Genomic DNA, 15,575 nt, shown 5'->3' on the forward strand with positions numbered 1-15,575 from the left:
GGTTCGTCATGCCGCGATCCTAACCCCGTCGTCACGTGTTGATCAGCGGCACGACCTCCTTGGCCCAGAACTGGAAGAACTCCTCCTGCCGAGGGCCGATCTGCTGCACGTAGACCTCGTCGAACCCGGCGTCCGCGAACTCCCTGACCTTCTCCGCGTACTTCTCGGGGTCCGGGCCGCACGGGATCGCCTTCGCGATCATCTCCGGCGTCACGAGCTCCGAGGCCTGCTCGAAGTGCTTGGGCGTCGGCAGCACCTGGGCCAGCTCACCGGGCAGGCCGTCGTTGGGCCACAGGCGGTGCGCGGTGGCGACACCGTCCTCTTCGGACTCCGCGTAGCAGACCTTCAGGCCGCTCTGGGCGGGACCGCGGCCTCCCTCGGCGCGGTACTGCTCCACCAGGTCGCCGGCCGGGCCGACGCTCACGTAGCCGTCGCCGCAGCGGGCCGCGAGCCGGACCGCCTTCGGGCCGAACGCCGAGACGTAGATCGGCACCGGCCGTTCGGGCACGGTGTAGATGCGGGCGTTCTCGACGGTGTAGTACTTGCCGTGGTGCGTGACCTCGTCGCCCTGGTGCAGCGTGCGGATGAGGCCGATCGCCTCCTCCAGCATCTCGAGCCGCACGCCGGCGGACGGCCAGCGGTCGCCCAGCACGTGTTCGTTCAGGGCCTCGCCGCTGCCGACACCGAGCACGAAACGGCCCTCGGTCTGCACGGCCGCGGTGGCGGCGGCCTGGGCGATGACGGCCGGGTGGATGCGCGCGATCGGGCAGGTCACGGCCGTGGTGATCGGCAGCGTCACGGCCTCCGACAGCGCGCCGATCGTGCCCCAGACGAAGGGCGACTGGCCCTGCTCGTCGTTCCACGGGTGGAAGTGGTCGGAGATCCACAACGCCTCGAAGCCGTGCTCCTGGGCGAACCTGGCGTTCCGGACCAGCTCACGCGGGCCGTGTTCTTCCGAGGAAAGGAAATAGCCCAGCTTCACGGCAGCAACTCCTGGATCTTGGTCTGCAGGCCGCGGCGCAGCACGTCCCACGCGTCGGGGTCGCCCCTCAACACGGCCTCGGTCATGTCCTTGATCTGCTCGAACGTCGCGTGCGGCGGGATCGGCGGCACGTTCGGGTCGCAGCGCACGTCGAGGACGGTCGAGCCGTCGAACGCGAGCGCCGTCTCCCACGCGGTGCCGAGCTGCGCCGGGTCGTTGACCTCGATGCCCTGCAGGCCGATCGACCGGGCGAAGGAGGCGTACGAGATGTCCGGGAGCGTCTGCGACTCCTCGAACTTCGGCGCCCCGCCCATCGCGCGCAGCTCCCACGTGACCTGGTTGAGGTCGTTGTTGTGGAACACGCAGACGACGCAACGGATGCCGTAACGCCTGAGCGTCAACAACTCCGCCATGCCGTTCATCTGCATCGCGCCGTCGCCGACCAGCGCGATCAACGGCCTGTCCGGCTGGGCGAAAGCGGCGCCCAGCGCGTACGGGACCGCGCAGCCCATCGTGGCGAGCGTGCCGGACAGCGTGGAACGGACGTTGCCCCGGATCTTGAGCAACCGTGCGTACCAGTTCGTCGCCGAACCCGAGTCGGCGGTGACGATCGCGTTGTGCGGCAGGCGTTTCGAGAGCTCGGAGACGATCCGCATCGGGTTGACGGGCTCGGCCGGCACCTGCGCCTGCCGTTCCATCACCTCCCACCAGCGTTCGACGTTCGCCTCGATCGTCGTCCGCCACGCCCGGTCGGTCTTCTCCTCCAGCAACGGGATCAGCGCGCGCAACGTCTCCCGCGCGTCGCCGACGAGGTTGACCTCCGTCGGGTAGCGCATGCCGATCGCCCGGCCGTCGACGTCGATCTGCACGCCGCGCGCCTTGCCGTACTGCGGAAGGAACTGAGAGTACGGGAAGTTCGAGCCGACGATCAGCAGCCGGTCGCAGTCGCGCATCATCTCGTACGACGGCCGGGTGCCGAGCAGCCCGATCGACCCCGTCACGTACGGCAGGTCGTCGGGCAGCACGTCCTTGCCCAGCAACGCCTTCGCGACGCCGGCGCCGAGCAGGTCGGCGACCGCGCGCACCTCCTCGGCGGCGTCACGGGCGCCCTGCCCGATCAGGATCGCGACCTTCTCGCCGCTGTTGAGCACCTCGGCCGCACGCCGGACGTCGTCCAGGGCGGGCACGACCGTCGACGAGGGCCGCGACGGCGGGCTCGACGGGATGTACTTGAACTCGTGCTTGGGCGCGGCGTAGTCCTGCTCCTGCACGTCGTTCGGGATGATCAGCACGGCGGGCGCGCGGTCGGCCTGGGCCGTGCGCATCGCCCGGTCCAGTGCGTTCGGCAGCTGCTCGGGCACCGTGACGTCGACCAGGAACGAGGCGACGTCGCGGAACAGCGAGTGCAGGTCGACTTCCTGCTGGTAGCTGCCGCCCATCGCGGTGCGGGCGGTCTGGCCGACGATCGCGACGACCGGTACGTGGTCGAGCTTCGCGTCGTACAGGCCGTTGAGCAGGTGAATAGCGCCAGGGCCGCTGGTCGCGAGGCACACGCCGACGTCGCCGCTGAACTTGGCGAAGCCGACGGCGGCGAACGCGGCCATCTCCTCGTGCCGGGTCTGGATGAACTTCGGGTCGTTGTCCGCCTTGCCGAACGCCGCCACGATCCCGTTGATGCCATCGCCGGGATACGCGAACACCTGCCGCACACCCCAGTCGCGCAGGCGTTGGACGACGAAGTCCCCCACAGTCGTCACGAGCTGCCCTCCATCACGTAGACCGTGTACGCGGACCGGATGATCGGCTGCGCCACGTTGCGCACCCGCACCCCGCCCGGCGTGAGGCCCTGCTCGGTGCCGAAGTGCGCGTGGCCGTGCACCGCGAGGTGCGTGCCGGTCGCGTCGATGGCCTCACCGAGCAGGTAGGAGCCGAGGAACGGGTAGATCTCCGGCGGCTCCCCGCGCAACGTGTCCGGCACGGGCGCGTAGTGCGTCAGCGCGACCTTGATGTCGGTGTCCAGTTCGGACAGTGCGCCCCGCAGGTTCTCGGCGATGTCGCAGGTGTGCTGGATGAACGCCTTCATCTCACGCTCACCGAACGCGCTGCCGCACTTGCCCGCGAACCCGCCGCCGAACCCCTTCACGCCCGCGATGCCGATCGAGCAGCCGTTGACGCGGTGGGTGAACGTCGTGCCTTCGAGCACGTGAATGCCCTTGTCCTGCAAAGTCTTCGTGACTTCGAGCGGCTTGTCGTCCTGGTGGTCGTGGTTGCCCAGCACGGCGACCACGGGCACGGGCAGGTCGGCGAACTCGTCCGCGACGACCTCGGCCTCGACGACCGTGCCGTGCCGGGTGAGGTCACCCGCCAGCAGCAGGATGTCGGCGTGCTCGCCGACCTTCTCCAACGCCGGCCGCAGGTGCCCGCGCATGTCCTCGCCGAGGTGGATGTCCCCGACCGCAGCCACTCGGATCATCGCAGGTCCTCCTCACCCTCCGGTTCGCCCGCAGGTGTCACGCGCACGTCGTTGAAGATCGTCAGCTCGGGGGCGGCCTCGTGCAGGACCTCCTCCAGCGCGGCGCGGCGTTCCGCGCAGGCCACGTCGCCGGAGAGCATCACGTGGTCACCGCGCACGGTGACCCGGACGCCCAGCTCGGCGGTCCGAGGGTCCTCGGCCACCGCCCTACGCAGATTTGCCGCCAGGTACTGCTCGGAACTCATGACCCCTCCCGATGATGTCCAGACGTTCGACGAGCATCAGGAACGCTTCCGCATAAGGGGAGTTCTTGGTCTCCTCGCGCACCTGGTCCCAGTCGATCTGTTCTCGCAACGCCCGCGCGAACGGCAACAGCTCGCTGAAGTCGCAGCGGTGCCCGTCCAGCACGAGCAGCTTGCTGCTCAGCACGAACGTCGCCGGCATGACCGGCAGCATCACCGAACCGACCGGCATGTCCTCCGCCATCGCGAGGACCTCGTCGGTCACCGGCCGTTCGTTGGGCCGGAACAACAGGTCCACCAGCGAGTCGCCGTCGTAGACCTTCAGCAGCCAGTCCTCCGGCGGCTCCGCGCCGCGCAGTCCTTCCTCCACCAACACCCGCACGGCCTCGGTGACGTCCTCCTCCTTCACCAGGAGGTCGACGTCGTGCTCACTCACGGGCCCTCCGCGCGCATATCCGGCACAACCGCCGGTCAGGGCGAACGGGATCTCCGCTCCACGTAAGACCTTCGCGACCTTGGTCAAAGTCATCAGCAGCTCGGCCTGCACGTCGCTCATGCGCTCCCGGTTACCCGGCTGATCGCGAGGTGAACCTCAGTCCGTCGCGAGCCGCGCGTGGGTCTCGGTGTCGTAGCGGACGCCGTCGTAGAGCAACCGGGCCCGTTCGACGCCTTCCACGGCGAAACCGGCCCCCTGGGCGACACGGCAGGAAGCGGGGTTGTCCAGGCGATGGGCGAGCTCCAGCCGGAACAGGCCGAGCTCGGAGAAGGCGAACTCGCTGACCGCGACGCAGGCCTTCGTGGCGAGCCCCCGGCCCCGCGCCTCCTCCCGCATCCAGTACGAGATCCACCCGGTGAGGTGACGGCGTTCCACGCTCGACACGGCGACGTTGCCCACCGGCACTCCCTCGTGCAGCACGGCGAACGAGTAGGCGCTGTCGTCGTCGCGGCGGGCCGTGAGCAGCGCGATCCAGTCCTCGGCGGCGGCAAGCGAGTCGATCGGGGCGGTGAACTGGCGGGCCATCATCTCCTCGCCCGCCGCGGCGAGGATGACCGGAGCGTCGTCAGGGGTCCAGGGCCGCAGCAGGGTGTCCACCCGTCCACCTTCCGAATTCAGGGGTCCGCCTGCAACTCAGGGGGCACCCCGCACGTCAGAAGAACAACGGACAAAGGGAGAGCAGATGGTCATTTTCGGCTGGCGGACGACGATCGAGCAGCTGCGGATGCTGACGCTGGTGTGCGGGCACTGCCACCACCAGTCCGCGCACAACCTCTTCCGGCGCTACACGAAGCCGACCATCTTCTTCATCCCGCTGTTCACGATCAGCAGCAGGTACGGGCTGCAGTGCACCTTCTGCGGCGTCTCCTACGACATCAGCAAGATGCACGCGCATCAGCTCGTCTGACAGGCCTCGCAACCGGGCGCGTGCTCGTCGGTGGTGACGCGCCCGCACTCCGGGCAGATCAGCTCGAGAAGGCAGGCCGGCTCAGCCTCAGGGACACGATCGAGGTCCACAGCCAGCCGATCGTCGCGACCACGTAGAGCAGCACCGTCCCGCCGGGATTGCCCAGGAACGCCATCGGCACCACCAGCAGCACGCCCGTCAGGCCGCTCATCACCGCCAGCCATCCTCCGAGCCTACGCGCGAAGACGAAGCACGCCCCGATCCAGCCGATCATCGCGAGCCCGAACGCGGCCGCGTGCAGGGCGCCGTGCCACGAGAGCGCCGCCGGTGGGCCTTCGGGCGCTCCGGCGGGGAACCCCATGGCCGGATCGGCGACGAACACCCCGCCGAGGATCATCCCCACGCCCATCAGGCCGATCAGCCTCGCTCCCCAGCGCGTGTGCCTCGCCATGCCCGTCGCGGCGATGACGAACAGCGCTCCGCTGACGACGAAGTTGGCGATCTGGATCCAGCCGAGCGAGCCGAGGCTGAGCATGCTGAACGGGTGTTTCGCCAGTTCGAAGCCTTGTCGGGTGAACGCCTGGGCGTACCCGGCGACGAGGTAGAGCGGGCCGGCGACGACGCCACACGCGATGCGGGACATGGACTCCTCCAGAGGTTCGGTGATGACGAGAACGGAATCACCGACAAGTTTTTTTGTCAAGACCAGTCTCACTGTCTTGACGAGAGGAATTGTCGGGAGCAGGATGAGACCATCCACGAACCAGAAGGGGAGAGCAGATGGGCCACGAGTTCACGAGCACCGAGAAGATCGAGGTGCCGGCGTCCGTCGAGGACGTCTGGACGGCCATCGCGACAGGACCGGGCATCGACTCGTGGTTCATGGGCCGCAACGAGGTGGCGAACGGCCAGGTCAAGATGACCTTCGGCGGGTACGAGCCGACGAGCGAGGTCACCGCGTCGGAAGAACCGCGCCACTTCGCCTACGACAGCGGCAAGGCGCCAGACGGCCGGTTCATCGCCTACGAGTTCCTCGTCGAGGGCCGTGAGCACAGCAGCACGGTGCTGCGGATGGTCACGAGCGGCTTCCTGCCCGGCGACGACTGGGCGGACGAGTTCGAGGCGATGACGCTGGGCGGCGCGCTGTTCCGCCGCACGCTGCTCGAGTACCTGACGCACTTCCCCGGCCGCACGGCCCGTCCGCTCACGGTCTTCGGACCGATGATCAGCGACTGGGACGAGGCCTGGAAGAAGCTCGACGCGGCGCTCGCCGAGAAGCTCCCGGACGCCGTCGAGTTCCACCGCAACGCGCACACGATCGCCCTGCGCACCGACCGCGGCATGTACCGCTTCATGCGCGGGTTCTTCGGGCCGGTGATCGCCGCACACACCATCTTCGAGGGCGACGAGTCCGAACAGGACTGGCAGGACTTCCTCGACAGCACGCTGGGAGAGCAGAAATGACGCGCTTCACGACTTCCGCCGACGGCACCGAGGTCGCCTACTCGATCACCGGGTCCGGGCCCGCGCTGGTCATCGTGGACGGCGCGATGTGCCACCGCATGTTCGGCCCGACGACCGAGCTCGCGTCGGTGCTGGACAAGAACTTCACGGTCTACACGTACGACCGGCGCGGCCGCGGCGAGACCGGCGACGGCGCGACGCCGTGGTCGCTCGAGCGCGAGGTCGAGGACATCGACGCCGTGATCAAGGAGGCCGGCGGCAGCGCGTTCGTCTTCGGCGTCTCGTCGGGCGCGGTGCTGGCTCTCGAAGCGGCCTCACGCCTGCCGTCCATCTCCCGGCTCGCGATCTACGAGGCGCCGTTCGTCGTGGACGACACGTACAAGCCCCGGCCCGCGGACATCGTCCGGCAGATGAACGACATGCTGGCGCGTGGCGACCGGTCCGGCATGCTCTCGACGTTCATGAAGATGGTCGGCACCCCCGGCTTCGGTGTCGCGATCATGAAGCTGACCCCCATGTGGAAGAAGCTCAAGCTCGTCGCGCACACGCTGCCGTGGGACCTCACGATCCTCGGCGAGGACGGCCGCGGTTCGAAGCTTCCGGTGAACCGCTGGAACGTGAAGGTGCCGACGCTCGCGATGGACGGCGGCAAGAGCCCCGAGTACCTCCGCAACGCCATGAAGAACGTCTCGGAAGTGCTCGGGGCGGACGCGGAGTACCGGACGCTGCCCGGTCAGACGCACATGTACAAGTCGTCGGTCATGGCGCCGGAGCTGGTGGAGTTCTTCTCGCGGGCCCAGCGCACCGCGGGCCCCATCGCGTAACCGGCCACGACGAAGAGCCCGCCGACCGCGAGCCACCCGACGGCGCCCCAGCCGAGCACGACGGTGGTGAGCAGGGCGGGGCCGACCATGCGCGCGACGGCCGTTCCGGTCGCGAAGAAGCCCTGGTACTGGCCCTGCCGGTCGGCGGGCGCGAGGGAGAAGCTGATCTCCCACGCACCCGAGGCGAGCATCATCTCGCCGAGCACCTGCAACGCGGCGGCCACGATCAGCAGGGCCGCCGCGGGCCAGGCGCCGAGGCTGAACGCCGTGGTGGCGAAGACCGCGCAGGACGCGAGCATGACCAGTCCGGCGTGCTCGACGAGCTTCGAGGCCTTGTGCAGGCCGTCGGCGCGGCGGGCGATCCTGACCTGGAACAGCACGACGGCCGCGGTGTTGAGCACCAGCAACCCGGCCGCGAGCCACGTCGGCGCCTCGGTGCGCTGCACGATCCACAGCGGGATGATCAGGCTCAGCAGCGGCATGTAGAGCAGCATCACGGCGTTGATCAGCGTGATCAGGGCGTACGGGCGGTCCTTGAGAACGTCGAACCTGCCCTTGGCCTTGGTCATCACGGTCTCCGGGAGCGTGCTGAGGATGGCCGCGGCGATGAGGAACGCGACGACGTCGAGCACGAACACGGCCATGTAGGCGGCCTCGGTGGCGAGGTGCAGCGCGAACCCGCCCGCCGCCGCACCGATCGCGATGCCCGCGTTGGCCGTCGACTGGATGCGTGCGCGTGCCCGTGTGCGTTCCTCCGGCGTGGTGAGGCCGGCGAGCAGGGCCTGCCTGGACGCCTGCAGGCCGCTCTGGAAGCTCGCGTACAGGCACATGACCACGACGAACGCGGCGAAGCTGCGCGTGAAGAGCAGGACGCCGATGCTCGTGGCCGTCGCGGTGGCGAGCACGACGGCGGTGGTGCGCGGGCCCAGGCGGTCGGCGAGGTGTCCCAGCGCGACGCCCGCGACGGCCCCGACTCCCCACGCGAGGGTCAGCGCGAGGCCGACCTTCGCCGCGCTCAGGCCGACGACCTGCGTGAAGTAGAGGGCCGAGACGACGAGGAAGCCGCCGTCGCCGATCGAGTTCGTCAGCTGTGCGTACGCGAGTCGCCTGGTCATGTCCTAGACCGTAGGGCGGATATTGGCCCTACCTGTGGGACAAGGAGGCACTTCGTTTCTGGGCCAATTTGTTGCCCGCCCAGGACACCGCGAACGCCAGCACGACGAAGACGACCGTGACGAAGAGGCAGTTCACGAGCACCTCGCCGTAGCCGTTGCCGCGCGGGTCCATGAACGGGTACGGGTACCAGCCCACGATCGGGCCCCTGACCAGCGTGTACACCAGGTAGGCCAGCGGGAACGACAGCCAGAGCCACGCCCGCCGGGTGCGTTCCGGCGCGAGACACCACTCCACGACCACGAGGATCGGGACGATGGTGTGCAGCACCCAGTTCGCGTAGGCGGGCGTCTGCACGTCGATGCCCCGCAGCAGCAGCCAGTACACGATGCCCGTGGTGCCCATGTAGAGCACGGCCGCGCCCCTGATCTGCGCCGACACCGTGCCGAACACGCCCAGCAGCGCGACCACCGCCGCGAAGACGTTCGAGAGCACGGTGAAGTAGCTGAAGTGGTCGGCCGGGCGGAACTTCTCCCCCAGCACGACGACCAGGTAGACCTCCGCCGAAAGCACCAGCAGGAACACGGCCATCCGGAGCAGCTTGATCACTCGGGCATTAGAACCCGTTTTCGTCAGGGGTGCATCCGGGCGCCCTTGAAGATCTTGTCGACGGCGTTCTTCTGGCCGTGGACCGCGATGCCGACGAGGTCGAGGTCCTGCGTGTGCACCTTGCGGACGGCCGCGCGGTTGTCGTCGTCGTTGCCCGTCGCGAACAGGTCCGCGGTGAAGATGGTCATCGGCTGGCTGCGGCCGAGCGCGCGTCCGTGGGCCTTCTTGAGCAGGTCCGCGTCGCCCTGCAGGACGACCACGGGCTGGCCGAACATCGAGAGGTAGCGCACGTCGTCGGCGTCGACGTAGGGCTCGCCGCGAAGCGTTTCGGGCAGGCCGCTGACGAGGAAGGCGGTGACGTTCAGGGCTTGCCAGCCCGCCAGGTCGTCCCGCAGCAGCACAGCGATCTTGGTGTCGAACATGGACACAACGATCGCGGGCACTCCGGTCAGGCGTCTTGTACGTTTCTGACATGAGCGTCACCGCGTGGAGCGGTACATGACACGCGTAACCAGCACAGAAGAGGCGCGCGAAAAATGCTCGGCCTGGCGGCCGGCTGTCGAGGGCGTGCGGGAGGCCTTCCACGCGTCGTTCACCACGCACGTCTACCCCACGCACACGCACGACGCGTGGACGTTGATGGTGCTCGACACCGGTGCCGTCCGGTACGAACTGGACCGTCACGAGCACGGCGCGCTCGTTTCCGGTGTCACGCTGTTGCCACCGCACGTGCCGCACGACGGCCGGTCCGCGTATCCGACGGGCTTCCGCAAGCGCGTGCTCTACCTGGACGACTCGGCGCTGCCGGACGACCTGATCGGCAAGGCCGTCGACACCCCGATGCTCCCTGATCCGCTGCTGCGCCACCGGATCCACCAGCTGCACCTGGTGCTGGACGAACCGTTCGAGGCGGCCAGCCGGCTCTCGCTGATCACCGAACGCCTCCGGCACCACTTCGCCGGCACCGCGCCCGCCGTGCACGCGGACCCCACGCTCGCCGACCGGTTGCGGCAGCTGCTGGACGCCTCGCTGCCGTCCGGGATCACGCTGGCGGAGGCCGCCGCGGAGCTGCAGACCAGCCCGACGCACCTCGTGCGGGCGTTCAGCCGCCGGTTCGGGTTGCCGCCGCACAAGTACCTGACCGGCCGCCGGGTCGATCTCGCGCGCGGCTACCTGGTCGAGGGACGGCCCGCCGCGGAGGTGGCGGCGCTGGCCGGGTTCCACGACCAGTCGCACCTCACGCGCCATTTTCGGCGTGTGCTGGGTACGAGTCCCGGGCGCTTCGTACGCTGACACCGTGCACGTCGGCATTCTCGGGCCCGTCGAGGCTCACTCCCCGGACGGCAGGATCGCGGTGGGTGGCCCCCGGCCGCGCACCCTGCTGGCGCTGCTGGCGATCCGGGTGGGCGAGATCGTCCCGCTCGGCCGGTTGGTCGACGAGCTCTACGGGTCCGAACCGCCGTCGGACGCCGCGAACGCCTTGCAGGGCCAGGTCTCCCGCCTGCGCCGAGCGCTCGGGGACGCGGCGCTCATCGAGTTCCACCCGGCCGGGTACCGCCTGGCACTGCCCGCGTCCCAGGTCGACGCGCACCGGTTCGCCGTCTTGAGCGCGGACGGGCGGCAGGCGTTGGAGCAGGGCGACCCGCAGGCGGCGGAATCCCTCTTGTCCGAAGCACTTCAGCTCTGGCGCGGCCCGGCGCTCGCCGACGTCGTCCTGCCGGACCACGCGACCCGTCTGGAGCAGCACCGTGCCGCGGCCACAGGGTCGCTGGTCGCGGCACGGATCCGGCTCGGCAAGGCCGACGTCGCCGAGATCCAGGACCTGGTGCGGCAGAACCCGTTGGACGAACGGCTGCGCGGCTTCCTGATGCAGGCGCTCCACCAGCAGGGGCGGCAGGCAGAAGCGCTGCAGGCGTTCGAGGACGCCCGCGCGCTGCTGGCCGACGAGCTGGGCACCGACCCGTCGCCCGAACTCCGCGCCGTGCACCTGCAGATCCTGCGCGGCCAGACCCACCGCGAGCTCCCGGCGCAGCTGACGCGGTTCGTGGGCAGGCAGGCCGAGCTCGCGCGGATCGCCTCGCTGTCCTCCCGGCTCATCACCCTCACCGGGCCCGGCGGCGCGGGCAAGACGAGGCTCGCGTTGCAGGCCGCCGGTCCCGGCGCGATCTTCGTGGACCTCGCGCCGGCCAAGGACGTGGCGGCGGCGACGCTGCAGGCGTTGGGGCTCAAGGAGACCGTGCTGGAGCCGGAGGAGCGGTTGACGCTGGCGCTGCGCGAGCGCGACACGTTGCTGATCCTCGACAACTGCGAGCACCTGGTCGTCCAGGCCGCCCGGCTGGCCCAGCACCTGCTCAGCACGTGCCCGTCGTTGCGCGTGCTCGCCACGAGCCGCGAGGCGCTCGGCATCACCGGTGAGACGCTGTGCCCGGTGCCGCCGCTCGACCCCGAGCAGAGCGTGGCGCTGTTCGCCGACCGCGCCCGGCTCGTGAACCCCGCGTTCGTGAAGGACCAGCACACGATCGACATCTGCCGGGAGCTCGACGGCCTGCCGCTCGCGATCGAGCTGGCCGCGGCGCGCACGCGCACGTTGACGACCGCGGAGATCGCCGACCGCCTGAACGACCGCTTCCGGTTGCTCACCAAGGGAAACCGGGCCGCCGCGCCCCGCCACCAGACGTTGCGGGCCGTCGTGGAGTGGAGCTGGGACCTGCTGACCGAGGACGAGCGCGACCTGGCCGCGTGCCTCGCGACGTTCGGCGGCGGGGCGAGTCTGGAGGCCGTCGAGGAGGTCTGCCGGCACGACCTCGAGACGCTCGACGCGTTGGTGGACAAGTCGTTGGTGGAGGCGAGCGACGGGCGCTACCGGATGCTGGAGACCATCCGCGAGTTCTGCTCGCGGCACAAGCGCGTCGACGCCGCCCACGCCGCGTACTTCCACGACCTGGCCCGGCGCGCGGATCCCGAGCTGCGCCGCCGGGACCAGGTGCGGTGGTTCGCCCGGCTGACCGCCGAGCACGCGAACCTGATGCAGGCCGTCTCCTGGACCACGGCGTTCGAACCGGACCGCGCGTTGCGGCTCGTCAGCGACCTCTCCTGGTACTGGTACGTCAAGGGCAACCGCGCGGAAGTCCGAGGCGTGGCACAGGAACTGCTGGCCCGCGTGCCCGAGCAGTCCACAGAGGAGTACACCGTCCTGCTCGCTCTGGCGGCCCCGGAACGCGTGCAGGAGAAGCTTCTCGAACTGCGCGGCCCCATCCGGCAACCGTTCGTGCTCATCGCGTGGGCCATGCTCAGCGGCCCGCCCGACCCGTCCGCCCCGCGCACCGCGTTGCAGGACGAGGTGGAGCGCAGCGACGACCCGTGGATCCAGGGCCTCATGGGTTTCAGCAACGCCTACACCACCTGGGCCGCGACCGGGGACCGCGCGCGGGCGGTCCGGCAGTCCCGCGAGGCGCTTCGGTGGTTCCAGGACCTGGGCGAGCGCTGGGGTTCGGCGCAGGTCCTGGACATCCTGGCCAACCTCACCGAGGACCCGGCGGAGGCACTGGCGCTGACCGAGGAGGCGCTCCGGGTCGTCGCGGAACTAGGTGCGAAGGAAGAGCTCGCCGAGCTGCTGGGGCGACGCGCGGACCGGCTGCTGGACATCGACGAGGCCGCGGCGGAACGCGACTACCTCCAGGCCCTGGACCAGGCGACGGAGGCGGGGCTGACCGCCACCCGCGCGCTCGCGAACACCGGTCTCGCCAAGATCGCCCGACGGCGGGGCGACCCGGCACGAGCGGAGCTCCTGCTGCGCGAGGCACAGCAGGAGCTCGGGTTCGGGTGGATGCACGCCGCCGCCAAGGACCAAGTCAACGAGGTGCTCGAGGAACTGTTGCGTACTCGGGAAGCTTGATGGCGGTGGCGGCCCGCATGTCCGCCCGCGCGACCATCGGCATCTTCGGCAGCAGGGCGAACATCCGGTCCCGCACCCACATCCCGAGCCTGCTGCCCGGCGCGAGGAACGGCCCGGGGTTGCCCTGGCAGCCGCGCGCGTAGGGGCCGATGAGGGCCTCGTAGCGGGCGAAGGCGTCGCCTCCCGCCGCCAGCTCCCCCGCCAGCACGTAGGAGGAGACGACCGCGAGCCCGGTTCCCATGCCGCCCAACGTGGACCCGTACCCTGCGTCGCCGATCAGCGTGACCCGTCCCGCGCTCACCGCGGGCATCCGGACCTGGCTGATCGAGTCGAAGTAGACGTCCGGCGACACGATCTCCTCGGGCATCAGCTCGGGCGGCACGGAGGACTTGTACATCAGCCATCCCGGTGCCGTGAGCACACCGGGCGAGCACGTCAGGTCGTGGTCGTCGCCCTCGGCGTCCCAGATCGCGAAGTAGTAGCCCTGGAACTTGGGCCGGTACTCGGGGAAGACCAGCCGCCGCACGCCGGACCGCATCCCGTCCGCGCCGACCACGAAGTCGAACCGCCGCGACCGCCCGCGTGCGAACGTCACGTCGACGCCTTCACCGTCGTCGTGCAGCGACGTGATCCAGTCGCCGAACACGTACTCCACGTCGGCGGCGGTGTGGTCGTACAGAAGGCGCGAGAGGTCGCCGCGGAGGATCTCGACGTCCCCCGCGGTGAACGAGCCGGGCAGCCGCGCCCTTTCCCGTCCGTCGACGCCTCGGAACACCATGTCGCGCGGAGACGTCCGCGCCCGCACGACCGCGTCGAGCACGCCCATCCGCCTCAGCACGGACAGGTGCGCCTCGCCGCGGAAGTCGACCGCCTGGCCGCCTTCGCGCAACGACGGCGCGCGTTCCACCACCACCGCGGTGATGCCGAAACGCGTCAGCCAGCAGGCCAGTGCGGGCCCGGCGATTCCCGCTCCCGAGATCAGTACGTCCATGCTCGGGAATGCAACGCCGGGCCGCTGACCGAACGCCTACGGTCCGCTGATGATCTTCAACATCTGCTGGATCTGGCCCTGCCGGGTGTTGACCACCCGCTCGGCGTAGGCCGTGGTCTCCGGGTTCATGCCGTCCTTCTTCTCGGCGAGCGCCATCTCCACGCCCGCTCCCTGATGCCCGGTCATCAGGTTGAGGAAGAGCGCGTCGAACTCAGGCCCGCTCTTCTCCTTGGTCTCGTTGATGACCTTGTCGTCGAGCAGGGGCTGACCTCCGTGGGAGGCGTGCAGGTTGGCGCCGTCGCCTTCCGGCTTGCCCCAGAGCTTCAGCCACGACTTGAGCATCGTGAGCTCCTCGCGCTGGGTCACGTCGATCGCGCCCGCGAGGTCCTTCGCCTCCGCGCTGGCCGCCTTCGCCAGCCCCACCTGCGACAGGCTGATGCCGAGTTGCAGGTGGTCCACCATCATCTGCACGAACATCACGTCCGCGTCGTTGAACCTCGCGCTGGCCGCGGGAACGGGTGGTGCGGTGGAGGACGCGCCGTGCCCGTGGGCTCCTTGGCCCTCCGGCACGACCGCCTCTCCACCGCACCCCGCCAGCGCCAGGACCGCGACTGCGATCACCAGGCGCTTCATAGGATCAGATCTTCTCCCAGAGAGCCGCCACGTTCGGCGGTTCCCAGCCGGTCAGCGAGGTGTGCGCCTGACGGCAGCGGTAGGACGAGCCGCCGTAGGTGACGGTCGAGCCGACCGCGTACGACGTGTTCGCCGCCCACGTGCCACCGGCCGGCGGCTGCTGCGTGGTCGTCGTGGTCGTGGTCGTGGTGGTCGGCGGGCGGGTGGTCGTCGTCGTGGTGGGCGGCGGGGTCGTGCCGCCACCACCGTTGATGTTGAGGTCGATGCACGAGTAGAACGCGTTCACCGTGTCGCCGATGTTCCAGATCGCGATCAGCTTCTGGCGACCGGAGAACCCGCCGAGGTTGATGTTGTGCGTGGTCGGGTTGTTCGGCTGCTGGTTGTTGCCGGCGACGTAGCCGACGCGCGTGTTGCCGATGAAGTACTCGTAGTCGCGCGTGGAGTGCCGGGCGGTGAAGGTCCAGGTCAGCGACAGGGTCTGACCGGTGTTGGTGACCTTCCAGGGCAGCGAGTCGTTGTCGAGCGGGGCGAAGGCGCCGTTGTCGCCGCTGCAGTTCTTCTTGCCCTTGACACCCTCGGCACTCTGCGGCTCGTACTTCGCTTGGCCGCACAGGCTCTCGGCGATGTCGCCCCTCGCGCACTGCGCGGATCGGCTGGCGGGCGAGGACACGTAACCGTGTGCGTTCGCCGAACCGACCGGCGTGATGAGCACGATTGCAGGGACAGCGGCCAGGACGAGCGCCGCTTTGCGCATGTTCTTCATTGGTCCGAACTCCTTGGATCGTTCCCAAACGGGTGGACCCGTAGGCAGGGGGCGGGAACCGGAAGCGTTGTAGATCGCTCTCCGATCCAGTTTCGGTCTGTGGTCTAGACCATAAACCGAGGTTCAGAAAGTGGTCAAGAGACCACCGAACCTGGACGAAAAATGCATCACACCAACAAGTCC

Annotated in this window: 18 protein-coding genes; 5 read left to right on the forward strand and 13 right to left on the reverse strand. The window is 69.4% G+C overall.

Translation table 11 applies throughout. The features are described 5' to 3' along the window. Positions 1-31 precede the first annotated feature (31 nt). Genes ACWF7A_RS26200 through ACWF7A_RS26225 form a run of 6 tightly spaced genes read right to left on the reverse strand, consistent with a single transcriptional unit; the run spans position 32 to position 4,790 of the window. On the reverse strand, positions 32-982 hold the full coding sequence (locus tag ACWF7A_RS26200) for a TIGR03557 family F420-dependent LLM class oxidoreductase (RefSeq protein WP_452253136.1): 951 nt from the start codon (positions 980-982) through the stop codon (positions 32-34). Next, positions 979-2,739, reverse strand: a complete 1,761-nt coding sequence (locus tag ACWF7A_RS26205; RefSeq protein WP_452253137.1) for a thiamine pyrophosphate-requiring protein — start codon at positions 2,737-2,739, stop codon at positions 979-981. The genes ACWF7A_RS26200 and ACWF7A_RS26205 overlap by 4 nt, the downstream gene beginning before the upstream one ends. Next, the gene (locus ACWF7A_RS26210; RefSeq protein ID WP_452253138.1) at positions 2,736-3,455 is read right to left on the reverse strand and encodes a metallophosphoesterase family protein; all 720 of its coding nucleotides are present in this window, start codon (positions 3,453-3,455) and stop codon (positions 2,736-2,738) included. Before ACWF7A_RS26210 ends, ACWF7A_RS26205 begins: the two co-directional genes overlap by 4 nt. Then, on the reverse strand, positions 3,452-3,658 hold the full coding sequence (locus ACWF7A_RS26215) for a BON domain-containing protein (RefSeq protein ID WP_420843949.1): 207 nt from the start codon (positions 3,656-3,658) through the stop codon (positions 3,452-3,454). Before ACWF7A_RS26215 ends, ACWF7A_RS26210 begins: the two co-directional genes overlap by 4 nt. Positions 3,659-3,662: 4 nt before the next feature. Continuing rightward, positions 3,663-4,253: a hypothetical protein gene (locus ACWF7A_RS26220; RefSeq protein WP_452253139.1), complete on the reverse strand. Its 591-nt coding sequence runs from the start codon at positions 4,251-4,253 to the stop codon at positions 3,663-3,665. A 36-nt stretch (positions 4,254-4,289) separates the two neighbouring features. After that, the gene (locus tag ACWF7A_RS26225; RefSeq protein WP_452253140.1) at positions 4,290-4,790 is read right to left on the reverse strand and encodes a GNAT family N-acetyltransferase; all 501 of its coding nucleotides are present in this window, start codon (positions 4,788-4,790) and stop codon (positions 4,290-4,292) included. A gap of 85 nt (positions 4,791-4,875) precedes the next feature. On the opposite strand from ACWF7A_RS26225, the gene ACWF7A_RS26230 reads away from it, so the two are divergent. After that, complete coding sequence (locus tag ACWF7A_RS26230; protein ID WP_319966184.1) at positions 4,876-5,100, forward strand: zinc-ribbon domain-containing protein; 225 nt, start codon at positions 4,876-4,878, stop codon at positions 5,098-5,100. Between the two features lie 58 nt (positions 5,101-5,158). On the opposite strand, the gene ACWF7A_RS26235 is transcribed toward ACWF7A_RS26230, so the two are convergent. Then, a complete protein-coding gene (locus ACWF7A_RS26235; RefSeq protein WP_452253141.1) occupies positions 5,159-5,743 on the reverse strand; it encodes a DUF998 domain-containing protein in 585 nt (194 codons plus the stop codon). A 137-nt stretch (positions 5,744-5,880) separates the two neighbouring features. On the opposite strand from ACWF7A_RS26235, the gene ACWF7A_RS26240 reads away from it, so the two are divergent. Together ACWF7A_RS26240 and ACWF7A_RS26245 are read left to right on the forward strand one after the other, a co-directional pair. After that, positions 5,881-6,564, forward strand: a complete 684-nt coding sequence (locus ACWF7A_RS26240) for an SRPBCC domain-containing protein (protein ID WP_452253142.1) — start codon at positions 5,881-5,883, stop codon at positions 6,562-6,564. Continuing rightward, positions 6,561-7,388, forward strand: a complete 828-nt coding sequence (locus tag ACWF7A_RS26245) for an alpha/beta fold hydrolase (RefSeq protein ID WP_452253143.1) — start codon at positions 6,561-6,563, stop codon at positions 7,386-7,388. The genes ACWF7A_RS26240 and ACWF7A_RS26245 overlap by 4 nt, the downstream gene beginning before the upstream one ends. Here the strand turns inward: ACWF7A_RS26245 and ACWF7A_RS26250 are convergent. Genes ACWF7A_RS26250 through ACWF7A_RS26260 form a run of 3 tightly spaced genes read right to left on the reverse strand, consistent with a single transcriptional unit; the run spans position 7,298 to position 9,532 of the window. Next, entirely contained in the window at positions 7,298-8,503 is a 1,206-nt protein-coding gene (locus ACWF7A_RS26250) for an MFS transporter (protein ID WP_452253144.1), read from the reverse strand. The two genes, ACWF7A_RS26245 and ACWF7A_RS26250, sit on opposite strands and share 91 nt — an antisense overlap. Positions 8,504-8,531: 28 nt before the next feature. Then, positions 8,532-9,110, reverse strand: coding sequence for a Pr6Pr family membrane protein (locus tag ACWF7A_RS26255; protein WP_452253145.1), 579 nt, complete (start codon positions 9,108-9,110; stop codon positions 8,532-8,534). A 23-nt stretch (positions 9,111-9,133) separates the two neighbouring features. After that, complete coding sequence (locus ACWF7A_RS26260) at positions 9,134-9,532, reverse strand: DUF2000 family protein (RefSeq protein WP_452253146.1); 399 nt, start codon at positions 9,530-9,532, stop codon at positions 9,134-9,136. Positions 9,533-9,608: 76 nt separating this feature from the next. Here ACWF7A_RS26260 and ACWF7A_RS26265 point away from each other — a divergent pair, with 76 nt between their 5' ends. Together ACWF7A_RS26265 and ACWF7A_RS26270 are read left to right on the forward strand one after the other, a co-directional pair. Continuing rightward, positions 9,609-10,403: a helix-turn-helix domain-containing protein gene (locus tag ACWF7A_RS26265; RefSeq protein WP_452253147.1), complete on the forward strand. Its 795-nt coding sequence runs from the start codon at positions 9,609-9,611 to the stop codon at positions 10,401-10,403. Between the two features lie 4 nt (positions 10,404-10,407). Then, positions 10,408-13,005 carry a BTAD domain-containing putative transcriptional regulator gene (locus ACWF7A_RS26270; protein ID WP_452253148.1) on the forward strand — a complete coding sequence of 866 codons (2,598 nt, stop codon included), beginning with the start codon at positions 10,408-10,410 and terminating at the stop codon, positions 13,003-13,005. On the opposite strand, the gene ACWF7A_RS26275 is transcribed toward ACWF7A_RS26270, so the two are convergent. Genes ACWF7A_RS26275 through ACWF7A_RS26285 form a run of 3 tightly spaced genes read right to left on the reverse strand, consistent with a single transcriptional unit; the run spans position 12,962 to position 15,392 of the window. Next, on the reverse strand, positions 12,962-13,996 hold the full coding sequence (locus ACWF7A_RS26275) for an FAD-dependent monooxygenase (RefSeq protein ID WP_452253149.1): 1,035 nt from the start codon (positions 13,994-13,996) through the stop codon (positions 12,962-12,964). The genes ACWF7A_RS26270 and ACWF7A_RS26275 overlap by 44 nt on opposite strands. 36 nt (positions 13,997-14,032) lie before the next feature. Continuing rightward, positions 14,033-14,629 carry a DUF305 domain-containing protein gene (locus ACWF7A_RS26280; RefSeq protein ID WP_452253150.1) on the reverse strand — a complete coding sequence of 199 codons (597 nt, stop codon included), beginning with the start codon at positions 14,627-14,629 and terminating at the stop codon, positions 14,033-14,035. A gap of 4 nt (positions 14,630-14,633) precedes the next feature. Beyond that, entirely contained in the window at positions 14,634-15,392 is a 759-nt protein-coding gene (locus tag ACWF7A_RS26285) for a lytic polysaccharide monooxygenase (protein ID WP_452253151.1), read from the reverse strand. Positions 15,393-15,575 lie beyond the last annotated feature (183 nt).

The sequence above is a fragment of the Lentzea sp. NPDC055074 genome (genome assembly GCF_053608005.1).

Coding starts and splice junctions, on each gene's coding strand:
- ACWF7A_RS26275 (WP_452253149.1), bottom strand. CDS start 13,996: ATGGACGTACTGATCTCGGGAGCGGGAATCGCCGGGCCCGCACTGGCC.
- ACWF7A_RS26245 (WP_452253143.1), top strand. CDS start 6,561: ATGACGCGCTTCACGACTTCCGCCGACGGCACCGAGGTCGCCTACTCG.
- ACWF7A_RS26230 (WP_319966184.1), top strand. CDS start 4,876: ATGGTCATTTTCGGCTGGCGGACGACGATCGAGCAGCTGCGGATGCTG.
- ACWF7A_RS26220 (WP_452253139.1), bottom strand. CDS start 4,253: ATGAGCGACGTGCAGGCCGAGCTGCTGATGACTTTGACCAAGGTCGCG.
- ACWF7A_RS26260 (WP_452253146.1), bottom strand. CDS start 9,532: ATGTTCGACACCAAGATCGCTGTGCTGCTGCGGGACGACCTGGCGGGC.
- ACWF7A_RS26265 (WP_452253147.1), top strand. CDS start 9,609: ATGACACGCGTAACCAGCACAGAAGAGGCGCGCGAAAAATGCTCGGCC.
- ACWF7A_RS26285 (WP_452253151.1), bottom strand. CDS start 15,392: ATGAAGAACATGCGCAAAGCGGCGCTCGTCCTGGCCGCTGTCCCTGCA.
- ACWF7A_RS26280 (WP_452253150.1), bottom strand. CDS start 14,629: ATGAAGCGCCTGGTGATCGCAGTCGCGGTCCTGGCGCTGGCGGGGTGC.
- ACWF7A_RS26240 (WP_452253142.1), top strand. CDS start 5,881: ATGGGCCACGAGTTCACGAGCACCGAGAAGATCGAGGTGCCGGCGTCC.
- ACWF7A_RS26210 (WP_452253138.1), bottom strand. CDS start 3,455: ATGATCCGAGTGGCTGCGGTCGGGGACATCCACCTCGGCGAGGACATG.
- ACWF7A_RS26235 (WP_452253141.1), bottom strand. CDS start 5,743: ATGTCCCGCATCGCGTGTGGCGTCGTCGCCGGCCCGCTCTACCTCGTC.
- ACWF7A_RS26250 (WP_452253144.1), bottom strand. CDS start 8,503: ATGACCAGGCGACTCGCGTACGCACAGCTGACGAACTCGATCGGCGAC.